Source organism: Flavobacterium indicum GPTSA100-9 = DSM 17447, from assembly GCF_000455605.1.
Lineage (GTDB): Bacteria > Bacteroidota > Bacteroidia > Flavobacteriales > Flavobacteriaceae > Flavobacterium > Flavobacterium indicum.
In genome coordinates this window covers 974398-993756 of the sequence record NC_017025.1, presented here as the reverse complement: position 1 = coordinate 993756, position 19359 = coordinate 974398, and the positions used below count along the sequence as shown (strand labels likewise).

Genomic DNA, 19359 nt, shown 5'->3' with positions numbered 1-19359 from the left:
TTTATTTAATCATTAAAACAATTAACAAATAGTTTTTAAATTACAAGCGTTGCGCCATTTGCACTACCATTTTTTCTTTCCACTCTCTAAATGTCCCCGCTAAAATTTGTCTTCTGGCTTCACGAACCAACCACATATAAAATCCTAAATTATGTATAGTTGCAATTTGTTTACCTAAATATTCATTGGCCGCAAATAAGTGTCTTAAATAAGCTTTAGAATATTCTAAATCTACAAAAGTATGCCCCATTTCATCAATAGGTGAAAAATCTGCTTCCCATTTTTTATTTTTAATGTTGATAATACCGTTAGCAGTAAACAACATTCCATTTCTAGCATTTCTAGTTGGCATTACACAATCAAACATATCAATTCCTAAAGCAATATTTTCTAAAATATTAATAGGCGTTCCCACCCCCATTAAATACCTTGGTTTATCTTCAGGTAAAATAGCCGTTACTACTTCTGTCATGGCATACATTTCTTCCGCAGGTTCACCAACTGATAAACCGCCAATAGCGTTTCCTTCTGCCCCTACACTAGCAATATATTCAGCTGATTGTTGACGTAAATCTTTATAGGTACTTCCTTGAACAATAGGAAAAAAAGCTTGTGAATACCCGTATTTAAAAGGCAATTTATCTAAATGCGCAATACATCTATCCAACCAACGATGCGTCATGTGCATAGATCTTTTCGCATAACGATAATCGCAAGGATAAGGTGTACACTCATCAAAAGCCATAATAATATCAGCTCCAATAGTTCTTTGAATTTCCATTACATTTTCAGGAGAAAAGAAATGATACGAACCATCAATATGCGATTTAAACTTCACTCCTTCTTCTTTAATTTTTCTATTAGAAGACAATGAATATACTTGATAGCCTCCAGAATCAGTTAAGATATTTCTATCCCAATTCATGAATTTATGCAAACCACCTGCCTTTTCTAAAATATCGGTTTGAGGTCTTAAGTATAAATGGTAGGTATTTCCTAAAATAATATCGGGATTTATATCTTGCTTTAATTCTCTTTGATGCACTCCTTTAACAGAAGCAACTGTTCCAACAGGCATAAAAATAGGCGTTTCAATAACTCCGTGATCTGTTGTTACAACACCTGCTCTTGCTTTACTTTTGGGATCTTTCTTTAGTAAATCAAACTTCATATTTTCAAATTAATGGGCAAATATAATTCAAAAGTTAGAAGTTAGAAGTGCGATTTTGAAAGTTTTTGGAAAATTTACCATAAAATTAACGGATGAAATTTATTTTATACAAACAATGTTTTGTGATTTCATAAAAAAGATATAATTTTGCACCCACATTTGACCAACCTCTGGCGAAAGACGTGTATGTTGCTCAGGTTTAATTATTTATATTTTTAACTATGTCAAATTTAGTTGATTTCGTTCAAAACGAATTTGTTGCAAAAAAAGATTTCCCTCAATTCAACGCTGGTGATACAATTACTGTATACTACGAAATTAAAGAGGGTGAAAAAACAAGAACTCAGTTCTTTAAAGGTGTAGTAATCCAAAAAAGAGGAACTGGTTTAACTGAAACTTTTACAATTAGAAAAATGTCTGGTGCTGTAGGTGTAGAGCGTATCTTCCCTGTTAACATGCCAGCTTTACAATCGATTGAAGTAAACCAAAGAGGTAAAGTTCGTAGAGCTCGTATCTTCTACTTCAGAGAACTTACTGGTAAAAAAGCAAAAATCAAACAAAGAAGAGCTTAATTCTCTTTTTTCAAGAAATAAAAAATCCCGAGATACTCGGGATTTTTTTATATCCATAATTTTGAACTTAAAATTTTAAGAAAATCATTTTTTTTCAAGATTATTTTATCAATTCCTTAATAATCAATTTTGAAGAAGTAATTTTTTAACAAACTTCTTAAATTTATTATATTTGCTAAACAAACACAAACAAACAAAATACATCATGTCTAATTCAAAAATAATTTATACCCTTACGGATGAAGCACCTATGCTTGCCACACATTCGTTACTACCAATCATTCAAGCTTATACTAAAACAGCTGGAATTAAAGTTGAAACAAGAGATATTTCATTAGCAGGAAGAATTTTAGCTAACTTCTCAGAATATTTAAAAGAAGAACAAAAAATTAATGATGCGTTAGCTGAACTTGGGCAATTAGCCACTACTCCTGAAGCAAATATTATTAAATTACCAAACATTTCAGCATCAGTAATTCAATTAAAAGAAGCAATTGCTGAATTACAAAAACATGGTTTTGCTGTTCCCAATTACCCAGAAGAACCTCAAAACGATACTGAAAAAGAAATTAAAACTAAATATTCTAAAGTTTTAGGCTCAGCTGTAAATCCAGTTTTACGAGAAGGTAACTCTGACCGAAGAGCTCCTAAAGCTGTTAAAAACTATGCAAAAGTTAATCCGCATAGAATGGGAACTTGGGCAAATGACAGCAAAACTGAAGTAGCCCATATGAATGCCGGTGATTTCTACGGCACAGAAAATTCAACAACCTTAGCCAATGCCTGTAAATATAAAATTGTTTTTACTGATATAAGTGGTTCAAAAACTGTATTAAAAGATTACGCAGACTTAAAAGCTGGTGAAGTTATCGATACTTCAGTTATGAAATTAAAGGCGTTAAAACAATTTGTTAGCGCAACTATTGCTGATGCAAAAGCAAAAAACGTAATGCTTTCTGCGCATTTAAAAGCAACTATGATGAAAGTTTCTGATCCAATAATTTTTGGTGCAATTGTTGAAACTTTCTTTGCTGATGTTTACTCTAAATATGCAGAATTATTTAAATCTTTAGATATTAATCCAAATAACGGTTTACAAGATTTATACAATAAAATTTCAGGTATTCCTCAAGAAGCAGAAATCAAACAAGCTATTGCGGATGCATTAGCCAATGGGCCAAGAGTAGCTATGGTTAATTCTGATAAAGGTATTACGAACTTCCATGTTTCATCAGATGTTATTGTTGATGCGTCAATGGCAGCATTAGCAAGAAGTGGTGGGAAAATGTGGAATGCAGAAGGAAAAGAAGAAGACACTATTGCAATTATTCCAGATCGTTCTTATGCCGGATTTTATTCCGCATGTATCGATGATATGAAGAAAAATGGGGCATTAGATCCAACTAAAATTGGTTCAGTTCCTAATGTTGGTTTAATGGCTCAAAAAGCAGAAGAATATGGTTCACACGACAAAACATTCCAATTAAATGCAAATGGTGTTGTAACTGTTGAAGACGAAAACGGAACTGTATTATTAGCACAAAATGTAGAAGCTGGCGATATTTTTAGAATGTGTCAAACAAAAGATGCACCTATTCAAGATTGGGTAAAATTAGCGGTAAATAGAGCGCGTTTATCTAACACACCAGCTATTTTCTGGTTAGACAAAGACAGAGCACACGATAGAGAAATAATCAAAAAAGTTGAATTATATTTAAAAGATCACGATACAACAGGTTTAGACATTCGCATTATGGATGTTAAAGACGCTATGACGGAAACGTTACGTATCATCCGTGAAGGAAAAGATGTAATTTCTGTTTCTGGAAATGTATTGCGTGATTACTTAACCGATTTATTCCCTATTTTAGAATTAGGAACTTCTGCAAAAATGTTATCTATTGTTCCATTAATGAACGGAGGTGGATTATTTGAAACGGGGGCTGGTGGTTCTGCTCCAAAGCATGTGGAACAATTTGTTGAAGAAGGGTATTTACGTTGGGATTCTTTAGGGGAATTTTTAGCCTTACAAGCTTCTTTAGAACATTTGGCACAAACACAAAATAATGCAAAAGCGCAAGTTTTAGCCGATACATTAGATGAAGCCAATGCTAAATTCTTAGCTAATGATAAATCACCTGCTCGTAAAGTAGGCGAAATTGACAACAGAGGTTCACACTTCTATTTGGCTTTATATTGGGCTCAAGCATTAGCTGAACAATCAAAAGATGCTGATTTAAAAGCTATTTTTAGTCCAATTGCTGAAGAGATGACTTCTAATGAGGCTAAAATTGACGCAGAATTAATCGCAGCTCAAGGTAAAGCTCAAGAAATTGGTGGATATTACCAACCTAATGAAGTTTTAACTACTAATGCCATGCGTCCAAGTACAACTTTAAATGCAATTATAGCTAAATTATAATCAATTATTATTAAATAAATTGAAGCGGTTCTTAAAAGGAACCGCTTTTTTATTAACCCACTCTTAACAGTTGTTTCGTAACAAAAGTCTGAAATTTGCGTCTAAAAAATAAAACTTTACATGTCACAAAATAATTTTTTACAAACACTTGTATTACTTCTTTTCACGCAATTCATTTTGGCTCAAGAAAAGTATACGTTAAGTGGTACGATTAGAGAAATTAAAGGAAATGAAACCGTAATTGGAGCTTCAATTCAAATTAGCAATTCCAATTTCAACAGAACTATTCAAACTAATGAATACGGCTATTATTCAATTTCAATTCCAAAAGGTGATTATCAAATTCTAATTCAAACTCTTGGCTTTGAACCAATTTCTGAAAAAATAAGTCTACAATCTAATTTAAAAAAAGATTTTTTATTAGCAGAAAAAAGCAAGGAAATTGAAGAAGTGGTGGTTCAAACCAACAGCAAGAGTCTAAAAATAGACAAACCCGAAATGAGTGTCAACAAACTGACCATTTCTCAAATTAAACAGATGCCTGCTATATTGGGTGAAGTTGATGTTATTCGTTCAATATTAACATTACCTGGTGTAACCAATGCAGGAGAAGGACAATCGGGATTTAATGTTCGAGGTGGTTCAGCGGATCAAAATTTAATTTTATTAGACGAAGCTACTATTTACAATTCGTCACACTTATTCGGTTTCTTTTCTGTTTTTAATGCCGATGCTATTAAAGATTTGAAGTTGTATAAAGGTGGTATTCCTGCCCGATATGGTGGTAGAGTTGCTTCTGTATTAGATATTTACCAAAAAGAAGGAAACAGCAATAAATTTAGCATGAATGGGGGAATTGGTTTAATTTCAAGTAGGTTATTAGCTGAAGGTCCTATTGTTAAAGACAAAAGCTCCTTTTTAATAGCTGGAAGAAGTAGCTATGCTCATTTATTCTTAAAATTGACTGACAATAAAAACTCTGCTTATTTTTATGATTTAAATACTAAATTGAATTATAAAATAAATGAAAACAACAACTTGTATTTATCAGGGTATTTTGGTAGAGATGTGTTTAGTCTTAACAAGCAGTTTATAAACACCTATGGAAATGCTGTTTTGAATTTACGTTGGAACCACTTGTATTCCGAAAAACTATTTACCAATATGTCGTTCATATACAGTGATTATTATTATGGTTTAACGTTAGATTTTATCGGATTTAATTGGGATAGCGGCATCAAAAACTACAATTTTAAATACGATTTTAAACATTATTTAACCGATAAGTTTAAATTATTTTATGGTACAAATGCTATTTATTACGATTTTAACCCGGGAAAAATTGAACCAACCGACAGTGAATCGGGCATCAATCCTAAACAGTTAGCAAAAAAATATGCCTTTGAACCTTCATTTTATATTGATGCTGAACAAAAAATATCAGACAAATTAGCTGTAAATTACGGAATTAGATACAGTTTATTTTATCGTTTAGGTCAAGAAACCATTAACATTTACGAAAACAATCAAGCCGTAATTTACAATGAAGATTTAAAGATTTATGAAAAAGCAACCCCAATTGACACCAAATACTACGGTAAAAATGAAGTCATTGCCAATTTTAATAATTGGGAACCACGAATAGCTGTTGCTTATACTGTCAATACAAACACATCAATCAAAGCCAGCTATAATAGAATGTCGCAATATTTGCATTTAATTTCAAATACCCAATCTCCTACACCACTTGATGTTTGGACTCCAAGTGATAATTTCCTTAAACCTCAACTTCTGGATCAATTTGCTGTTGGTTATTTTAAAAACATAAAAAATGGCGACTATACTTTAGAAGTTGAAACCTTTTATAAAAAAGTTAAAAATCGATTAGATTATATTGATGGTGCCGATTTAATTGCCAATGAAGCAATAGAACAAGTTTTATTAACGAGTAAATCAAGAGCTTATGGCTTTGAATTTATGGCCAAAAAGAATGTAGGCAAATTAACGGGATGGGCTTCCTATACGCTTTCGCGCTCAGAACAACAAACTCCAGGCAGGACACCCGGTGAAATTGGAATTAATAATGGAGAATGGTACAAAACGGGTTGGAATAAAACACATAATTTGTCGGTTACAGGAGCTTACAAATTAAATGAGAAATGGAGCTTTGGAGGAATTTTTGCCTTACAAACAGGGCAACCTGTAACATTTCCAACAGGACAATACCAATACCAAGGAATAAATGTACCTGTTTATGGTAATAGAAATGAAAATGTATTACCAACCTACCACCGATTTGATGTATCTGCTACTTTAACACCAAGAAAAAACAACAATAGAAATTGGAAAGGAGAATGGGTATTTAGCATTTATAATTTATACAATAGAAAAAATGCCGCATCTATTAATTTTAGACAAAATCAAGACAGCGGTAACAACGAAGCCGTTCGATTGTCTATTTTTGGAATTGTTCCTAGTGTTACGTATAACTTTAAATTTTAAATCATGCAAAAGCTAATTCAATACCTACTTATATTTCAAAGTTTTACTTTTTTAAGTTGTGAAGACGTAATTGAAGTAGATTTAAATAATTCTGCTCCAAAACTAGTAATTGACGCTTCTATTAAATGGCAAAAAGGAACGGCAGGAAACGAGCAAGTAATCCGTTTAACCACTACAGGAGATTATTATCAAAACACGGTACCGGTAGTAAATGGAGCGGTGGTTACTGTTACTGATTCTAATGGAGTGGTATTTACTTTTATTGAAAATTCAGGAACAGGAAATTATGTATGTACTAATTTTAATCCTGTTCTAAATGAAACTTACACACTACATGTTACCGCGCTAGGTCAAACGTATACGGCAACAGACAAACTCTATCCTGTTCCACAAATCACAACAGTTGAACAACGAAATGATGGCGGTTTTGTGGGAGAAGATATTGAACTTAAATTCAATTTTCAAGATAATGCAACTGAAGAAAATTTCTACTTAGAACAATATAATGTTCCATTTCGACCTTTTCCTTTGTATGGCGTTTTTAATGATGAATTCACCAACGGAAATAACATGTTTTCTTTAATTTTTGATGAAGATTTTGAAGCGGGACAAAACATCACTTTTACTTTACATGGAATATCTGAAGGCTATCATAATTACATGAATATACTTATTGGTATTTCCGGTGGTTTAAGCAATGGACCGTTTAGCACACCACCCGCCACAGTTAGAGGAAACATTATCAATCAAACCAATCAGGAAGACTATCCTTTAGGTTATTTCAGACTTTCTGAAGTGGATGTTAGAAATTATACGATTCAATAAAATTTTGTTTCAAGTTTCAGGTTTATAGTTTACATTTGATAACAATTTTCAAGAAATAGGCTTTAGTGCTTCATCGTTCTTGAAACCTGAAACCTGAAACTAAAAAAATCTTAAAATGTCATCACACCACATTGTACGCGACGATCAAGAACCGGCATTAATTATAGCTAATGGTGCTTCTTGTAGTGAAGAGTTATTAGGACAATTATTAGAATGGTCACCTTATGTAATTGTATTGGATAGTGCCATTGAGCGTGTATTTGAATTAGGAATTAAAGTAGATGTTTTATTAGGGGATTTTGACAGGGCTTTTGATGCTCATGACTATAAAAACAAACAATATCCTTTAGAAATAGTTTATGCGCCTGACCAAAATAAAACCGACTTAGAAAAAGCCTTTGATTTTTTAATTGAAAAAGGACATAAAGCTGTTAATGTGATTTGGGCAACCGGAAAAAGAGCCGATCATACATTAGTTAATTTAACTACTATTTGTAACTATAAAGAACAGTTGAAAATTGTCCTTTTTGATGACTATTCTAAAATTTTTCTTTTACCCAATCAATTCAAAAAATGGTACAATAAAAACACAATTATTTCATTAATACCTATTGGAAAAGTTGAAGGTATTTATTCTGAAAATTTATTTTACCCTTTAAACAATCATACATTAGAGTTAGGCATAAGAACTGGAAGTAGCAATCATGTAACTAAAGATGGACTTGTAACAATTACACATGAAAAAGGAAATTTGTTATTAATTGAAAGCTTCGAATAAATCAATATTTAGATTTATTACAAACTATTCATTATGTAATATTTGTTACAATAACTTTTAAAAAAAACGTTAGGTTTACATTAAAATTGAACAACAATGAAAAAGTTAATTGCGCTATTGCTATTAGTATCTAGTTTTGGATTTGCTCAACAAACGGAATCTTTTGCACAAAAACTAGAAAAAGCTAAAACAGAACACAAAAAAGTTTTACTTTATTTTTCGGGTTCGGATTGGTGTGCTCCTTGTATAAAATTTAAAAAATTTATTGTAAATACCGAAGAATTTAAAAACTTTGCTACCGAAAATTTAGTACTTTATAATGCCGATTTTCCGAGACAATCAAAAAATAAATTAGCCAAAGAAATTGAAAAGGAAAATGAAGCTTTAGCAGAAAAATACAATTCCAGAGGACAATTCCCGTTAATTTTATTATTAGATGAAAATGGAAATATTGTAAAAAAATGGGAAGAATATCCTAAAGAAACGGTTCAAGAATTCATTGAAAAATTGAAAAGCTAATGATTTATAAAAAGAATCTGAAATTGATGGGAAATCGATTTGAGATTTCTGTTGTAAGTGATAATGAAAATTGGGCTTATGAAAAAATTGATTTAGCCATTACTGAAATCCAACGCATTGAAAAATTACTCACTACATTTTCAAATGAAAGCGTAACTTATCAAATAAACGAAAATGCTGGAATTCAACCTGTTCAAGTTCCAAAAGAAGTTTATGATTTAATTTTTCGTTGTCAAATGCTTTCTAAAATGACACAAGGTGCATTCGATATTAGCTATGGAAGTATTGATAAACGATTTTGGAATTTCGACCTCAACATGAAAGAATTACCCAATAAAGAAGAAGCAAAAAAAGCAGTTGAACTCATTAATTATCAAAACATTAAATTAAATCCTAACGACTCTAGTGTATTCTTAAAATTAAAAGGTATGCGCATTGGATTTGGAGGAATTGGTAAAGGCTATGCCGCTGAAAGAGCAAAAATAATTTTAAAAGAAAACGGGGTTACCAGTGGAATTGTCAATGCCGCAGGAGATTTAACTACTTGGGGCTATCAAGAAAATGGTGAAGCATGGACTATTGGAATTGCTGATCCAAATAAAAAAGAAGCACTATTTTCAACGTTTAAGATTACTAACACTTCCGTGGCTACCTCAGGTAACTATGAAAAGTTTGTCCTCATTGGAGGAAAAAAATATTCCCATACCATAGATCCCAAAACAGGGTATCCAATAACCGGAATTAAAAGTGTAACAATTATTGCAGAAAATGCAGAAATCGCAGATGCCTTAGCTACTCCAGTAACCGTAATGGGTATTGAGGTGGGATTGGACTTCATTAATCAATTGCCTAATATCGGATGTATCATTATAGACGATTTTGACAACATATACCATTCAAAAAATATTAAAATTTCCTAATCATGAAAAAATTAGTAGCCGTATTCGCTTTAATTGCTTTGGCAAGTTGTTCCGAAGTAAAAGAATACCAAAAATCAAAAATTAACGACTCCGATATGGAGTTAAGCGCTCGTAAATCTGAAAAATTTGAAAATACTTTTATGTTGTATCGTGAAGCTAGTTCAGGTGCCAACGGCGGTAAAACAGGTGGTGGTTGTGGATGTAATTAAATAAATGAAGCATGAAAAAAAGAATAATTACGGCTGCTTTTTTAGCCTTCATTTTTGGAAATAAAGCAAATGCACAAGAAACCAAAACGGATTCTTCTGCTTATAAGAAAACAAAATTAAAAATTGAAGAAGTTAATTTCATCTCGAGTTATTATACGCAAGACGGGAATAATTCTGCCGTAACAGGTGGAGTTGGAACTGAAAAATTAACAGATGTTGCAACTACATTAGACATAAAAGTATCCAGACGAGATAAGAAAAATAGAAAACAATTGTATGGATTTGAATTAGGAGTAGATTCGTATACTTCTGCTTCTTCAGATAAAATTGATCCAAACACGGTGACTTCTGCTTCGTATCAAGATGTTCGTGTATATCCTTCATTAAATTTCAGTTCAGAAAATGAAGAAAAAAGACAAATCTTTTCTTCTGGAGTTTCGGCATCAGCAGAATATGATTATTTCTCTTTAGGGGCTAATTTGGGTTATACCAAATATTCTAAAAATAAAAACACGGAGTTCAATGTAAAAGGTATGGCCTTTTTTGACACTTGGAAAGTGATATTACCTATTGAATTACGAAATAATCCCGATCCTAATTACAAACAAGGCGATATGAAACCGCGAACGTCCTATAATTTAGGCTTCACGTTATCACAAGTCATGAATCGTAATTTTCAAATGGCATTCTTGTTGGATTTAGGCTATCAAGAAGGATTGTTAGCTACCAAATTCAACCGCGTCTACTTTAATGATAGTCCTTTGAATTCTGCATTAGCCACTGTAAAATCTGAAAACTTACCCGATACACGATTTAAAATACCAATAGGAATGCGTGCCAATTATTTCTTAGGTGACCACCTCATCTTAAGAGCCTTTTATCGTTATTATTGGGACAATTGGAATATTAATTCACACACCATAAGTTTAGAACCAACGATTAAACTATCGGCGTTTTCATCATTATCGATCCCTTATCGTTATTATGTTCAAACCAAAGCCGATTACTTTCAGCCCATATTTCAACATAATTTAGCGGATGAATACTTTACCAGTGATTATGATTTATCGGCCTTTTCAAGTAATATGATTGGTTTAGGATACAAAATCGTGGATCATAATAAAGGTTTATTCAATGTAAAAAGAATCAACAGTTTAGAACTTAGATATGGTTATTATAATCGAAATAATGGATTAAGTTCGCATATTGTCACATTAGCAATGAAGTTTAAGTAAAAACCAAAAGGCGATTTCAACTTGAAATCGCCTTTAATTTTTATTGACATATTGACACAATAAGAATTAACACATTAACCTAATTGCTGCTTATACAACTCAAAATTCGCTTTGTCTTTTTCGGTTAATTCGGGTTCCTTAACTGGAAATTTTTGTAATTCTTCCCACATAATTCTCGCCACTAAATAACGTGCCATTTCTTTGTCATCAGACGGTATTACAAACCAAGGCGCTGTTTCATTGGAAGTTCTATTCAAAATTTCTTCGTAATACTTCATGTAATCGTCCCAACACTCACGCTCTTTTAAATCACCTGCCGAAAACTTCCATTGGTGCTCGGTTTGCTCTAAACGTTTTAACAGTCGCTTACGTTGTTCCTCTTTACTCATATAAAAGAAAAATTTCAACACAATAGTTCCGTTTTGAGCGATATGCTTTTCAAAATTAGTTATTTGCTCGAATCGGTTTTCCCAAAATTGCGGGGTAATGTCTTCTACCTTTTCAATACCCGGTAAATTTTCATTCAAAATATATTCTGGATGCACTCGGGTAACCAACAAATTTTCATAATGCGTTCTATTAAAAACGGCAAACTTCCCTTTTTCTGGTAAAGCCAAATAATGACGCCACAAATAATCGTGTTCTAATTCGGTAGAATTTGGCGTTTTAAAACTGTGTACCACTACCCCACGCGGATTAAATTCTTTAAAAACTTCACGAATTAAGCTGTCTTTTCCACTCGTATCCATCCCTTGCAAACCAATCAGAACTCCATAGCGGTTGTGCGCATACATCACATCTTGCCATTCGCTTAACTTGTTACGAAGTTTATCAAGTTCTTCTTCTTTTTTATCATCATCCCAATCCCAATCAATTTCGGTTGCATAATCTGATAATTTTATTGGTTTCGTAATTTTATAATCTTCTAATCTGAATTTTTCCATAATTTTGCGACTTTAATTTGAAGCTATTTCCTGCTGTCCGCTGTATTTTTTTAATGACTTCGTATGCCTCAGTCATCAAAAAAGATGCCGCTTCCATCAGGGCTAGAGCCTTCATTTTCATAAGTAAATATAATGGAAAAAATTCAACTTACCGAATTCAAAAAAATAAAAGGGATTAGTGCCGCATCCGGATTATTATTTAGTAAAGATGTTATTTTTATAATTTCAGATAACAGTTCGTTTTTGTATCAGTATGTCATCGATAAAGATTTGGTATTAAAATTTCCATTAGTTAAAGATGCCAAAGAAAACATCGTTAAAAAGGATAAACCCGACTTAGAAGCCATTACTTCCTTTGGGAATCAATTATTTTTATTGGGCTCTGGTTCAACAGATAAACGCAATACCATGTTTACACTCGATTTAACCAATGACCAATTACAAACCAATGATTTGTCGCAACTGTATACTTTTTTAAGAGAAATTGCAAAATTAGAATCGGACGAATTAAATATTGAAGGGGCTATTTGTGCAGACAAAACCATGTATTTATTTCAACGCGGTAACGGACAAAACAGCAAAAACGGAATTTTCATTGTACCCGATAGTCAAGAACGTCCCATTCAATATTTCCCGGTTACCTTACCTTCATTAGACGGAATCGAAACCACATTTACTGACGCAATTTTGGTGGATAATCATATTTATTTTTTAGCAACAGCCGAAAATACTACATCAACCTATGAAGATGGAGAAATATTGGGAAGTATAATAGGAAAAATTAATTTCCAAACTTTTGAATTGGAAGACGTGGTTGTACTTTCAGAACATCAAAAATTTGAAGGATTGACATTATTTGAACAAAAAGAAAATACCATTAGCTTTTTACTTTGTGAAGACACAGATAAAGAAGTAGATTATTCGGTTCTATACCATTTAATCATCAAGAATTAAGCTCTATCGTACAACAAAACGCTAATATTATTTCTATATTTATACTCGTAAGTCTAACCGCTTGCGATTTTTTTTTGAAAAAAATTAAATCTAGTTCCAACCTTTTAATAAAAAATGGCATCTTTAGTATAAAGAGAAGTGAATTGGTCATTTCAACCTGAAACTCGAAACTTGAAACAACTAAATGATAGACAAACAACTTATACAAGCCTGTAAAAAGCAACAGCGGGATGCGCAGCGACAAGTATATGAATTACTAGTCAAAAAATTGTATTTCACCTGCTCGAGGTATTTAAAAAAGGAAGAAGAAATTGAGGAAGCCATGGCCGATGCTTTTTTTACCATTTTCACTAAGATAGAGCAATTAAAAGAAGAAAATGCATTTGAAGGTTGGGCAAAAAAAATTGCGGTTAATCAATGCTTAATGCAATTGAAGAAAAAAGTAAACTTCAATTTATACTTAGAAGATGTAGCATTTCAGGCCCAACCTTTAACAGAGGAAATGGCTGATTTAGAGGAAGAAGATTTATTAAATCTATTGAATTATTTACCAGATGGTTGTAAAACTGTTTTCAGTTTATTTGTCATTGAAGGTTTTGGTCATAAAGAAATTGCAGAGCAATTAAACATTTCAGAAGGCACCTCAAAATCACAATTAAACGTTGCTAAAACTAAGTTAAAAGAACTAGTAAACAAATTATATTATCAAAGAGCGAATACAAGTAACTAGTGAATAGAAATTAGTAAAGAGTAAAGTGATAAATATTGAACTTGAAACGAAAATTAAAATGAATACAGAAGATAAAATATATAAAAAAATACAAAACGCTTCCTTAAATGGTGAAAAAGACTTTCCTGCCATGGATAAGTTATGGAACCGTGTAGAAGAAAAACTAGACAATCAAGTAGTTGTTCAAAAGAAAAACACATGGCAAAAAATTGCCGTAGCAGCTTCAATTGCATTAGTTGGTGCACTACTTTACATATTTGCTTTAAAAGAAGAAAATGTTTCTAACCCTACAATTTCAACTCCTGACAAAACAAATGAAAGTATTGTTTCTAAAGATTCGGTTCAAAATATAATTGATGAAGCAAAAGAAAATGTTGTATTTGAGAATACTAAAAAAGCGAAATTCAATGCAACTATAATTAGTTCTCCCAATGTAAATTTAGAAGTAAGTGCTAGTAGTAATGAAGAAGCAATTGAAGTTCCAAAAATGAATTTTCAATCTACTAAAGATGATAATTTGAATTTAAAAAATAACATCTATAATTATTCCAATATGGCTTCCACAAATAACAACTATGTTATGAAAGGCAAAGTTTTTGATGCTATTGGAGTGAATAATACTAGAAATTTCAATTATGAATTTAAAGAAGCGGATAAAAAAACAGAACTTGTTACCCCGCCTCTTTTAGTAGTTGATGGAAAAGCGGTGAAAAATAATTTTTCTAATGATGACCTAGAAGCAGCAAGTGATCAAGTGAAAGAAAATGAAGAAGTTGAAACTGTTGTGGTATTAAAAGAACCATTATACATCATAAATGGTGTAGAATATTCAGAAGAATCATTATTTGGTAAAAATCCAACGAGTCCGTACGCTCCTTTAGACAAACAAAAAATAAAATCAGTAGAAGTTTTACAAGCTCCAGAAGCCCTTTCAAGATACGGCGAAAAAGGGAAAAAAGGTATTGTAATTATTACCACTAAAAACGGCAAGCCTGTAAAAAAATAGATCAACCAACTTTTTAAAATTATTTATCATGAAAAACATTCAAACCTTTTCATTAGTCCTTGCTATGCTTATATGCAACCTAAGTTTTAGCATCACAAAAAACAGTAATTCAATAACTTACAATCTTTCACAAGAAAAAACCATAACTGGAATGGTTATTTCTGATGGAACTGGTTTACCAGGGGCGTCTATTGTTATTGTAGGAACCAAACAAGGCACCACCACAGATGAGAACGGAAAATATTCATTAAAGTGTAAAGTTGGTGATGTATTAGAGTGTAGTTTCATAGGTATGACCTCTCAACGTGCAACGGTAGGAAGCCAAAACTTTATCAACTTCACTATGGCTGGTAATTCGCAATTAATTGAATGTGTTGTAGTAACTGGGATGGGGATTGAAAGAAATGAAAATGATTATGAAACCTTTAAAAGAAAAGATATTACCCAAGCTGCAAATCCTAATGCAATTCAGGCATTATCAGGAAAAGTATCTGGTTTACAAATCAATACAACGACTAATGGTGTAAATTCAGATACAAGAATTGTATTAAGAGGAAATAGAAGTATTAATGCTCCAATTGGAAATGTGATGGACAGTAATTACCCTAAAGAAATTGCTAATATACAAGACAAATTTAGCAACAACAAACCTCTATTTATAGTTGATAATCAAACCGTTCAAGAAGAAACATTTAAATTAATTAATCCAGAAGACATTGTTAACGTGAATGTTATTAAAGACCAAGATGCAATTAAATTGTATGGAGAAAAAGGTAAAAATGGCGTTATACAAATTTCAAGCAATGGAAAAATAAAATGGGATAAAATAAATTCAACATTAGATCCCAATTCAGAAGATTATGAAGCATTTATTGAAAATCCATTTGAAAGCCCAAATACCGCTCCACTTTCAACTTTTTCAATAGATGTGGACAATGCCTCTTACACTAATATCAGACGTTTTATCAATAACGGACAAAAAGTACCCAAAGATGCTGTGCGTGTGGAAGAAATGATTAACTTTTTTAAATACCAATATCCACAACCAATAGGCGAGACACCTTTTTCTATCAACACTGAATATGGAAGTTGCCCTTGGAATGAAAAACACCAATTGGTTAAAATAGGATTACAAGGAAAAGACATTCCAACGGTAAGTTTGCCTAATTCTAACTTTGTATTTCTTATTGATGTTTCTGGATCTATGAGTGATCAAAATAAATTACCCTTAGTAAAAGAATCTTTAAAAATATTAACCCATCAGTTACGTGAAGAAGACAAAATAAGTATTGTAGTTTATGCTGGAGCGGCTGGTTTGGTGTTACCTCCTACTTCGGGGAAAGAAAAAGAAAAAATAATTAATTCATTGGAAACTTTAAGTGCTGGTGGAAGCACAGCCGGTGGTGAAGGTATAAAATTAGCTTATAAAGTTGCCGAAGAAAATTTTATTAAAAACGGAAATAATCGGGTAATTATTGCAACAGATGGAGATTTCAATGTGGGCATGTCATCCAATCAAGATATGGAAACTTTAATTGAAGAAAAACGAAAAAGTGGGGTTTTCTTAACTTGTTTAGGCTATGGAATGGGTAATTACAAAGACAGTAAGTTAGAAACTTTAGCAGATAAAGGGAATGGAAACTATGCATATATTGACAATATACAAGAGGCCAACAGATTTTTAGTTAAAGAATTTAAAGGAAGTATGTTCGCTATTGCAAAAGATGTAAAAATTCAAATTGAATTTAATCCGAAACACGTTCAAAGTTATCGCCTGATTGGATATGAAAACAGAAAATTAAAAGCCGAAGATTTCACAAATGATGCTATTGACGCCGGAGAATTAGGAAGTGGACATACTGTCACTGCTTTGTATGAAATAATACCTACGGGTGTAACCAGTAAATTTTATGAAACTCCAATTGATTTAAAATATAAAGCCTTTGAACCTAAAACTGAAAAATATACCAATGAATTGGCAACCATAAAATTCAGATATAAAAAACCAGATGGTACTAAAAGCATTGAAATCATTCAAACTATTGAAAACATCAAATTACCCATAGACAACTGTAGTGAAGATTTCAAATTCAGTACTGCAGTGGCGTGGTTTGGATTAAAAATTAGAGATTCTAAATTATTGGACAATAAAAACACAGATGCTATCGTTAGATTAGCAAATGAAGGAAAAGCGTTTGACAAAGACGGCTACCGAGCAGAATTTATTAGATTAGTTGAGGCATTGAAGTAGGTAGTTTAATTAACCCGGTTTTTGGAGATGGACCGGGTTAATTTATATATTTTGAGATGATTAATTGTAAATCATGGTATTCAAAAGGTTTTACTAACACATCGGTTAAACCATTACTATTATCTTTTATATCTTTTAAAATATTTTCTTTATCAGAGGCTGTAAGTGCTATTATCGGAATTGTAATACCTAATGCTCTTAACTTCGTTGTCGCATCAATTCCATTCAATTCTGGCATATTAATGTCCATTAAAATTAAATCAAATTTTTCATTCGTTGCACAATTTACTGCCTCAATTCCATTTTCCACTATTTTACAATAATGATGATTTTTTTCTAATAATTTCTTAGTTACCATTTGATTGATTTTGTTATCTTCTGCTACTAAAATTTTTAATGGTTTTAGATGATCCAAATGGTAATTACTTAATTGATGTAATTCTAGATTGGAATCTATATTTAAATAAGGAAGCAGTATTGTAAAATTACTACCTTTATTAATTTCACTAGTTAATGAAATACTACCTTTAAACAAATCAACCAATCTTTTCACTATAGATAAGCCCAAACCAGTACCTTTATATTGTTCTTGTAAATGCACATCTACTTGTACAAATTTTTCAAATATTTTATCTAAAAATTCTTTTGGAATTCCAATTCCATTGTCAATTACCTGCAACTGAATGCATTGATTCGTGTTTTTCTCAATCAAATCAAGTTTAATTTCAACTTTTCCATGATGTGTAAATTTCAATGCATTACTCACTAGATTGATTAATATTTGAGAAAAACGAGTTAAATCGGTTTTAATATATTTTGGAAAATCCTCAGATATTGAAACTATTAATTCATTACAATTAGATTTTGCTATGACATTCATAGAATCATTAATATGATTAATTTCTTTTCGAATATCAATTAATTCATAATTAAATTCAATATCATTATCTTCAATTTTATAAACATTTAATACATCATTGATTAAGGTTAAAAGATAATTAGATGAAAATTTCAAAGCATTAAAATAGGGGCTATCTTTGATTTCTTTATGTTCAGACTCTAAAATTTGCGCCATTCCAATTACACCATATAAGGGTGTTCTTAATTCATGACTTACATTCGACAAAAATTGAGATTTTAATTTGGTAGCTTCTTCTGTTTTTTCTTGTGCCAACTTTAATTGCTCATTATTTTCAAATAGTTTACTATTAAGTTCTTTATAATTTACATAACCTTTAAAAATAAATATTAAGAACACAATTAATATAGCCAAAAATATTAATACTATTGTAGTAAATCGTCGGGCTTCACTTATCTTTTGCTCTTGAATTTTTTTGTCTGTTTCAATTTGCTGTACTTTCAATTTATTCTCTAATGCCTCCAAATCGCCACCTGCTTTTCTAAATTCAAATTTTCGTTCCTGATTGAACAAAATATCTTGTAAACTATCGTGCTTTTTTAAATAGTTTAATGATTTAACAGCGTCATTTTTCTTTTCATAAAATTTAGAAACTAATAAATAAATATCGGATTGATGAGCTTTATGTATAGCTAAATTCAAATATTTAAAATCGTTAATACATTTCAAATAATAATATTCCGCTTTTTTAAAATCATGATTCATTTCATAATAATTGCCCATTAAGGAATAAAAGGACATGCCGATTTCATAATCGGTTGGTTGAATTTTTTGTTGTACTAAAGTCAAAAAATTAAATGCTTCTTGATATTGTTTGAGCTCAAGATAAACATCTGCTAAGTTAATTTCTGAGAATGCTACATCTATAGGAGTATCCACTCGTTTTGAAATTTCATAACACTTCTTATAGAAATAAAGCCCTTTTATAGCATCTTTAAATTTAAAATAATAGAGATTTCCCATATTATTATAAATGTAATTGCGTAAGGTATCATTTTTAGCAATATTAGCATACTTTAAACCCGAATTATAATATTGAGCAGATTTTTTTAAATCGCCAAATTCTTCAAAATTAAGTCCAATAATATTGTAAGCTACTGCAGCAAGAGCGGGTCTGTTTTTTTGTAATGAATAATCTAAAAGCTTTTGAGAGTAATATAATGATTCACTACACTTAAAATCGTTTAAATTTTTTAATGCTTTGGTATAAAGAGTACGTGCCAATTTATCTTTATCACTGATACCTTGTGAAAAGACAATTTGAAGGACGAATAGCAAAAAAACGATTAATTTACTTTTTTTCATTGGTTTAACTAAATTATAGATTTTTTTCAAACTAATTCTATAATTAGTATTGTTATTTTGTTATTATTTATTCTAAATACAAGATAATCATATAAAC

16 protein-coding genes are annotated in these 19359 nt (G+C 31.4%); 13 read left to right on the top strand and 3 right to left on the bottom strand.

Features of this window, described 5'->3' with window-relative positions:
• Positions 1-40: 40 nt before the first annotated feature.
• Positions 41-1171: a tRNA guanosine(34) transglycosylase Tgt gene (tgt, locus tag KQS_RS04375; RefSeq protein WP_014388002.1), complete on the bottom strand. Its 1131-nt coding sequence runs from the start codon at positions 1169-1171 to the stop codon at positions 41-43.
• Between the two features lie 221 nt (positions 1172-1392).
• Here tgt and rplS point away from each other — a divergent pair, with 221 nt between their 5' ends.
• From rplS to KQS_RS04330, 9 genes are all read left to right on the top strand, one after another.
• Positions 1393-1743, top strand: a complete 351-nt coding sequence (gene rplS / locus KQS_RS04370) for a 50S ribosomal protein L19 (protein WP_014388001.1) — start codon at positions 1393-1395, stop codon at positions 1741-1743.
• 205 nt (positions 1744-1948) lie between these two features.
• The gene (locus KQS_RS04365; RefSeq protein WP_014388000.1) at positions 1949-4165 is read left to right on the top strand and encodes an NADP-dependent isocitrate dehydrogenase; all 2217 of its coding nucleotides are present in this window, start codon (positions 1949-1951) and stop codon (positions 4163-4165) included.
• Between the two features lie 120 nt (positions 4166-4285).
• A complete protein-coding gene (locus KQS_RS04360) occupies positions 4286-6667 on the top strand; it encodes a TonB-dependent receptor (protein WP_014387999.1) in 2382 nt (793 codons plus the stop codon).
• Between the two features lie 3 nt (positions 6668-6670).
• The gene (locus KQS_RS04355; RefSeq protein WP_014387998.1) at positions 6671-7492 is read left to right on the top strand and encodes a DUF4249 domain-containing protein; all 822 of its coding nucleotides are present in this window, start codon (positions 6671-6673) and stop codon (positions 7490-7492) included.
• Between the two features lie 115 nt (positions 7493-7607).
• A complete protein-coding gene (locus tag KQS_RS04350; RefSeq protein ID WP_014387997.1) occupies positions 7608-8270 on the top strand; it encodes a thiamine diphosphokinase in 663 nt (220 codons plus the stop codon).
• 96 nt (positions 8271-8366) lie between these two features.
• Positions 8367-8789 carry a thioredoxin family protein gene (locus KQS_RS04345; protein WP_014387996.1) on the top strand — a complete coding sequence of 141 codons (423 nt, stop codon included), beginning with the start codon at positions 8367-8369 and terminating at the stop codon, positions 8787-8789.
• On the top strand, positions 8789-9709 hold the full coding sequence (locus tag KQS_RS04340; protein ID WP_014387995.1) for an FAD:protein FMN transferase: 921 nt from the start codon (positions 8789-8791) through the stop codon (positions 9707-9709). Before KQS_RS04345 ends, KQS_RS04340 begins: the two co-directional genes overlap by 1 nt.
• A gap of 2 nt (positions 9710-9711) precedes the next feature.
• Positions 9712-9918, top strand: a complete 207-nt coding sequence (locus tag KQS_RS04335; RefSeq protein ID WP_014387994.1) for a DUF4266 domain-containing protein — start codon at positions 9712-9714, stop codon at positions 9916-9918.
• An 11-nt stretch (positions 9919-9929) separates the two neighbouring features.
• Positions 9930-11153, top strand: a complete 1224-nt coding sequence (locus KQS_RS04330; RefSeq protein WP_014387993.1) for a DUF3570 domain-containing protein — start codon at positions 9930-9932, stop codon at positions 11151-11153.
• Positions 11154-11227: 74 nt separating this feature from the next.
• Here the strand turns inward: KQS_RS04330 and KQS_RS04325 are convergent, their stop codons facing one another.
• Positions 11228-12097 (bottom strand): PPK2 family polyphosphate kinase, encoded by an 870-nt coding sequence (locus tag KQS_RS04325; RefSeq protein WP_014387992.1) that lies wholly within the window; start codon positions 12095-12097, stop codon positions 11228-11230.
• Between the two features lie 132 nt (positions 12098-12229).
• Here KQS_RS04325 and KQS_RS04320 point away from each other — a divergent pair, with 132 nt between their 5' ends.
• The 4 genes from KQS_RS04320 (at position 12230) to KQS_RS04305 (ending at position 17038) form a co-directional block, all read left to right on the top strand.
• Positions 12230-13051 (top strand): DUF6929 family protein, encoded by an 822-nt coding sequence (locus KQS_RS04320; protein WP_014387991.1) that lies wholly within the window; start codon positions 12230-12232, stop codon positions 13049-13051.
• 184 nt (positions 13052-13235) lie between these two features.
• Positions 13236-13781, top strand: a complete 546-nt coding sequence (locus KQS_RS04315) for an RNA polymerase sigma factor (RefSeq protein ID WP_014387990.1) — start codon at positions 13236-13238, stop codon at positions 13779-13781.
• 58 nt (positions 13782-13839) lie between these two features.
• Positions 13840-14787 carry a hypothetical protein gene (locus KQS_RS04310; RefSeq protein ID WP_014387989.1) on the top strand — a complete coding sequence of 316 codons (948 nt, stop codon included), beginning with the start codon at positions 13840-13842 and terminating at the stop codon, positions 14785-14787.
• A gap of 28 nt (positions 14788-14815) precedes the next feature.
• Positions 14816-17038 (top strand): VWA domain-containing protein, encoded by a 2223-nt coding sequence (locus KQS_RS04305; RefSeq protein ID WP_014387988.1) that lies wholly within the window; start codon positions 14816-14818, stop codon positions 17036-17038.
• 37 nt (positions 17039-17075) lie between these two features.
• On the opposite strand, the gene KQS_RS04300 is transcribed toward KQS_RS04305, so the two are convergent.
• Positions 17076-19262, bottom strand: coding sequence for a tetratricopeptide repeat-containing hybrid sensor histidine kinase/response regulator (locus KQS_RS04300; protein ID WP_014387987.1), 2187 nt, complete (start codon positions 19260-19262; stop codon positions 17076-17078).
• Positions 19263-19359 lie beyond the last annotated feature (97 nt).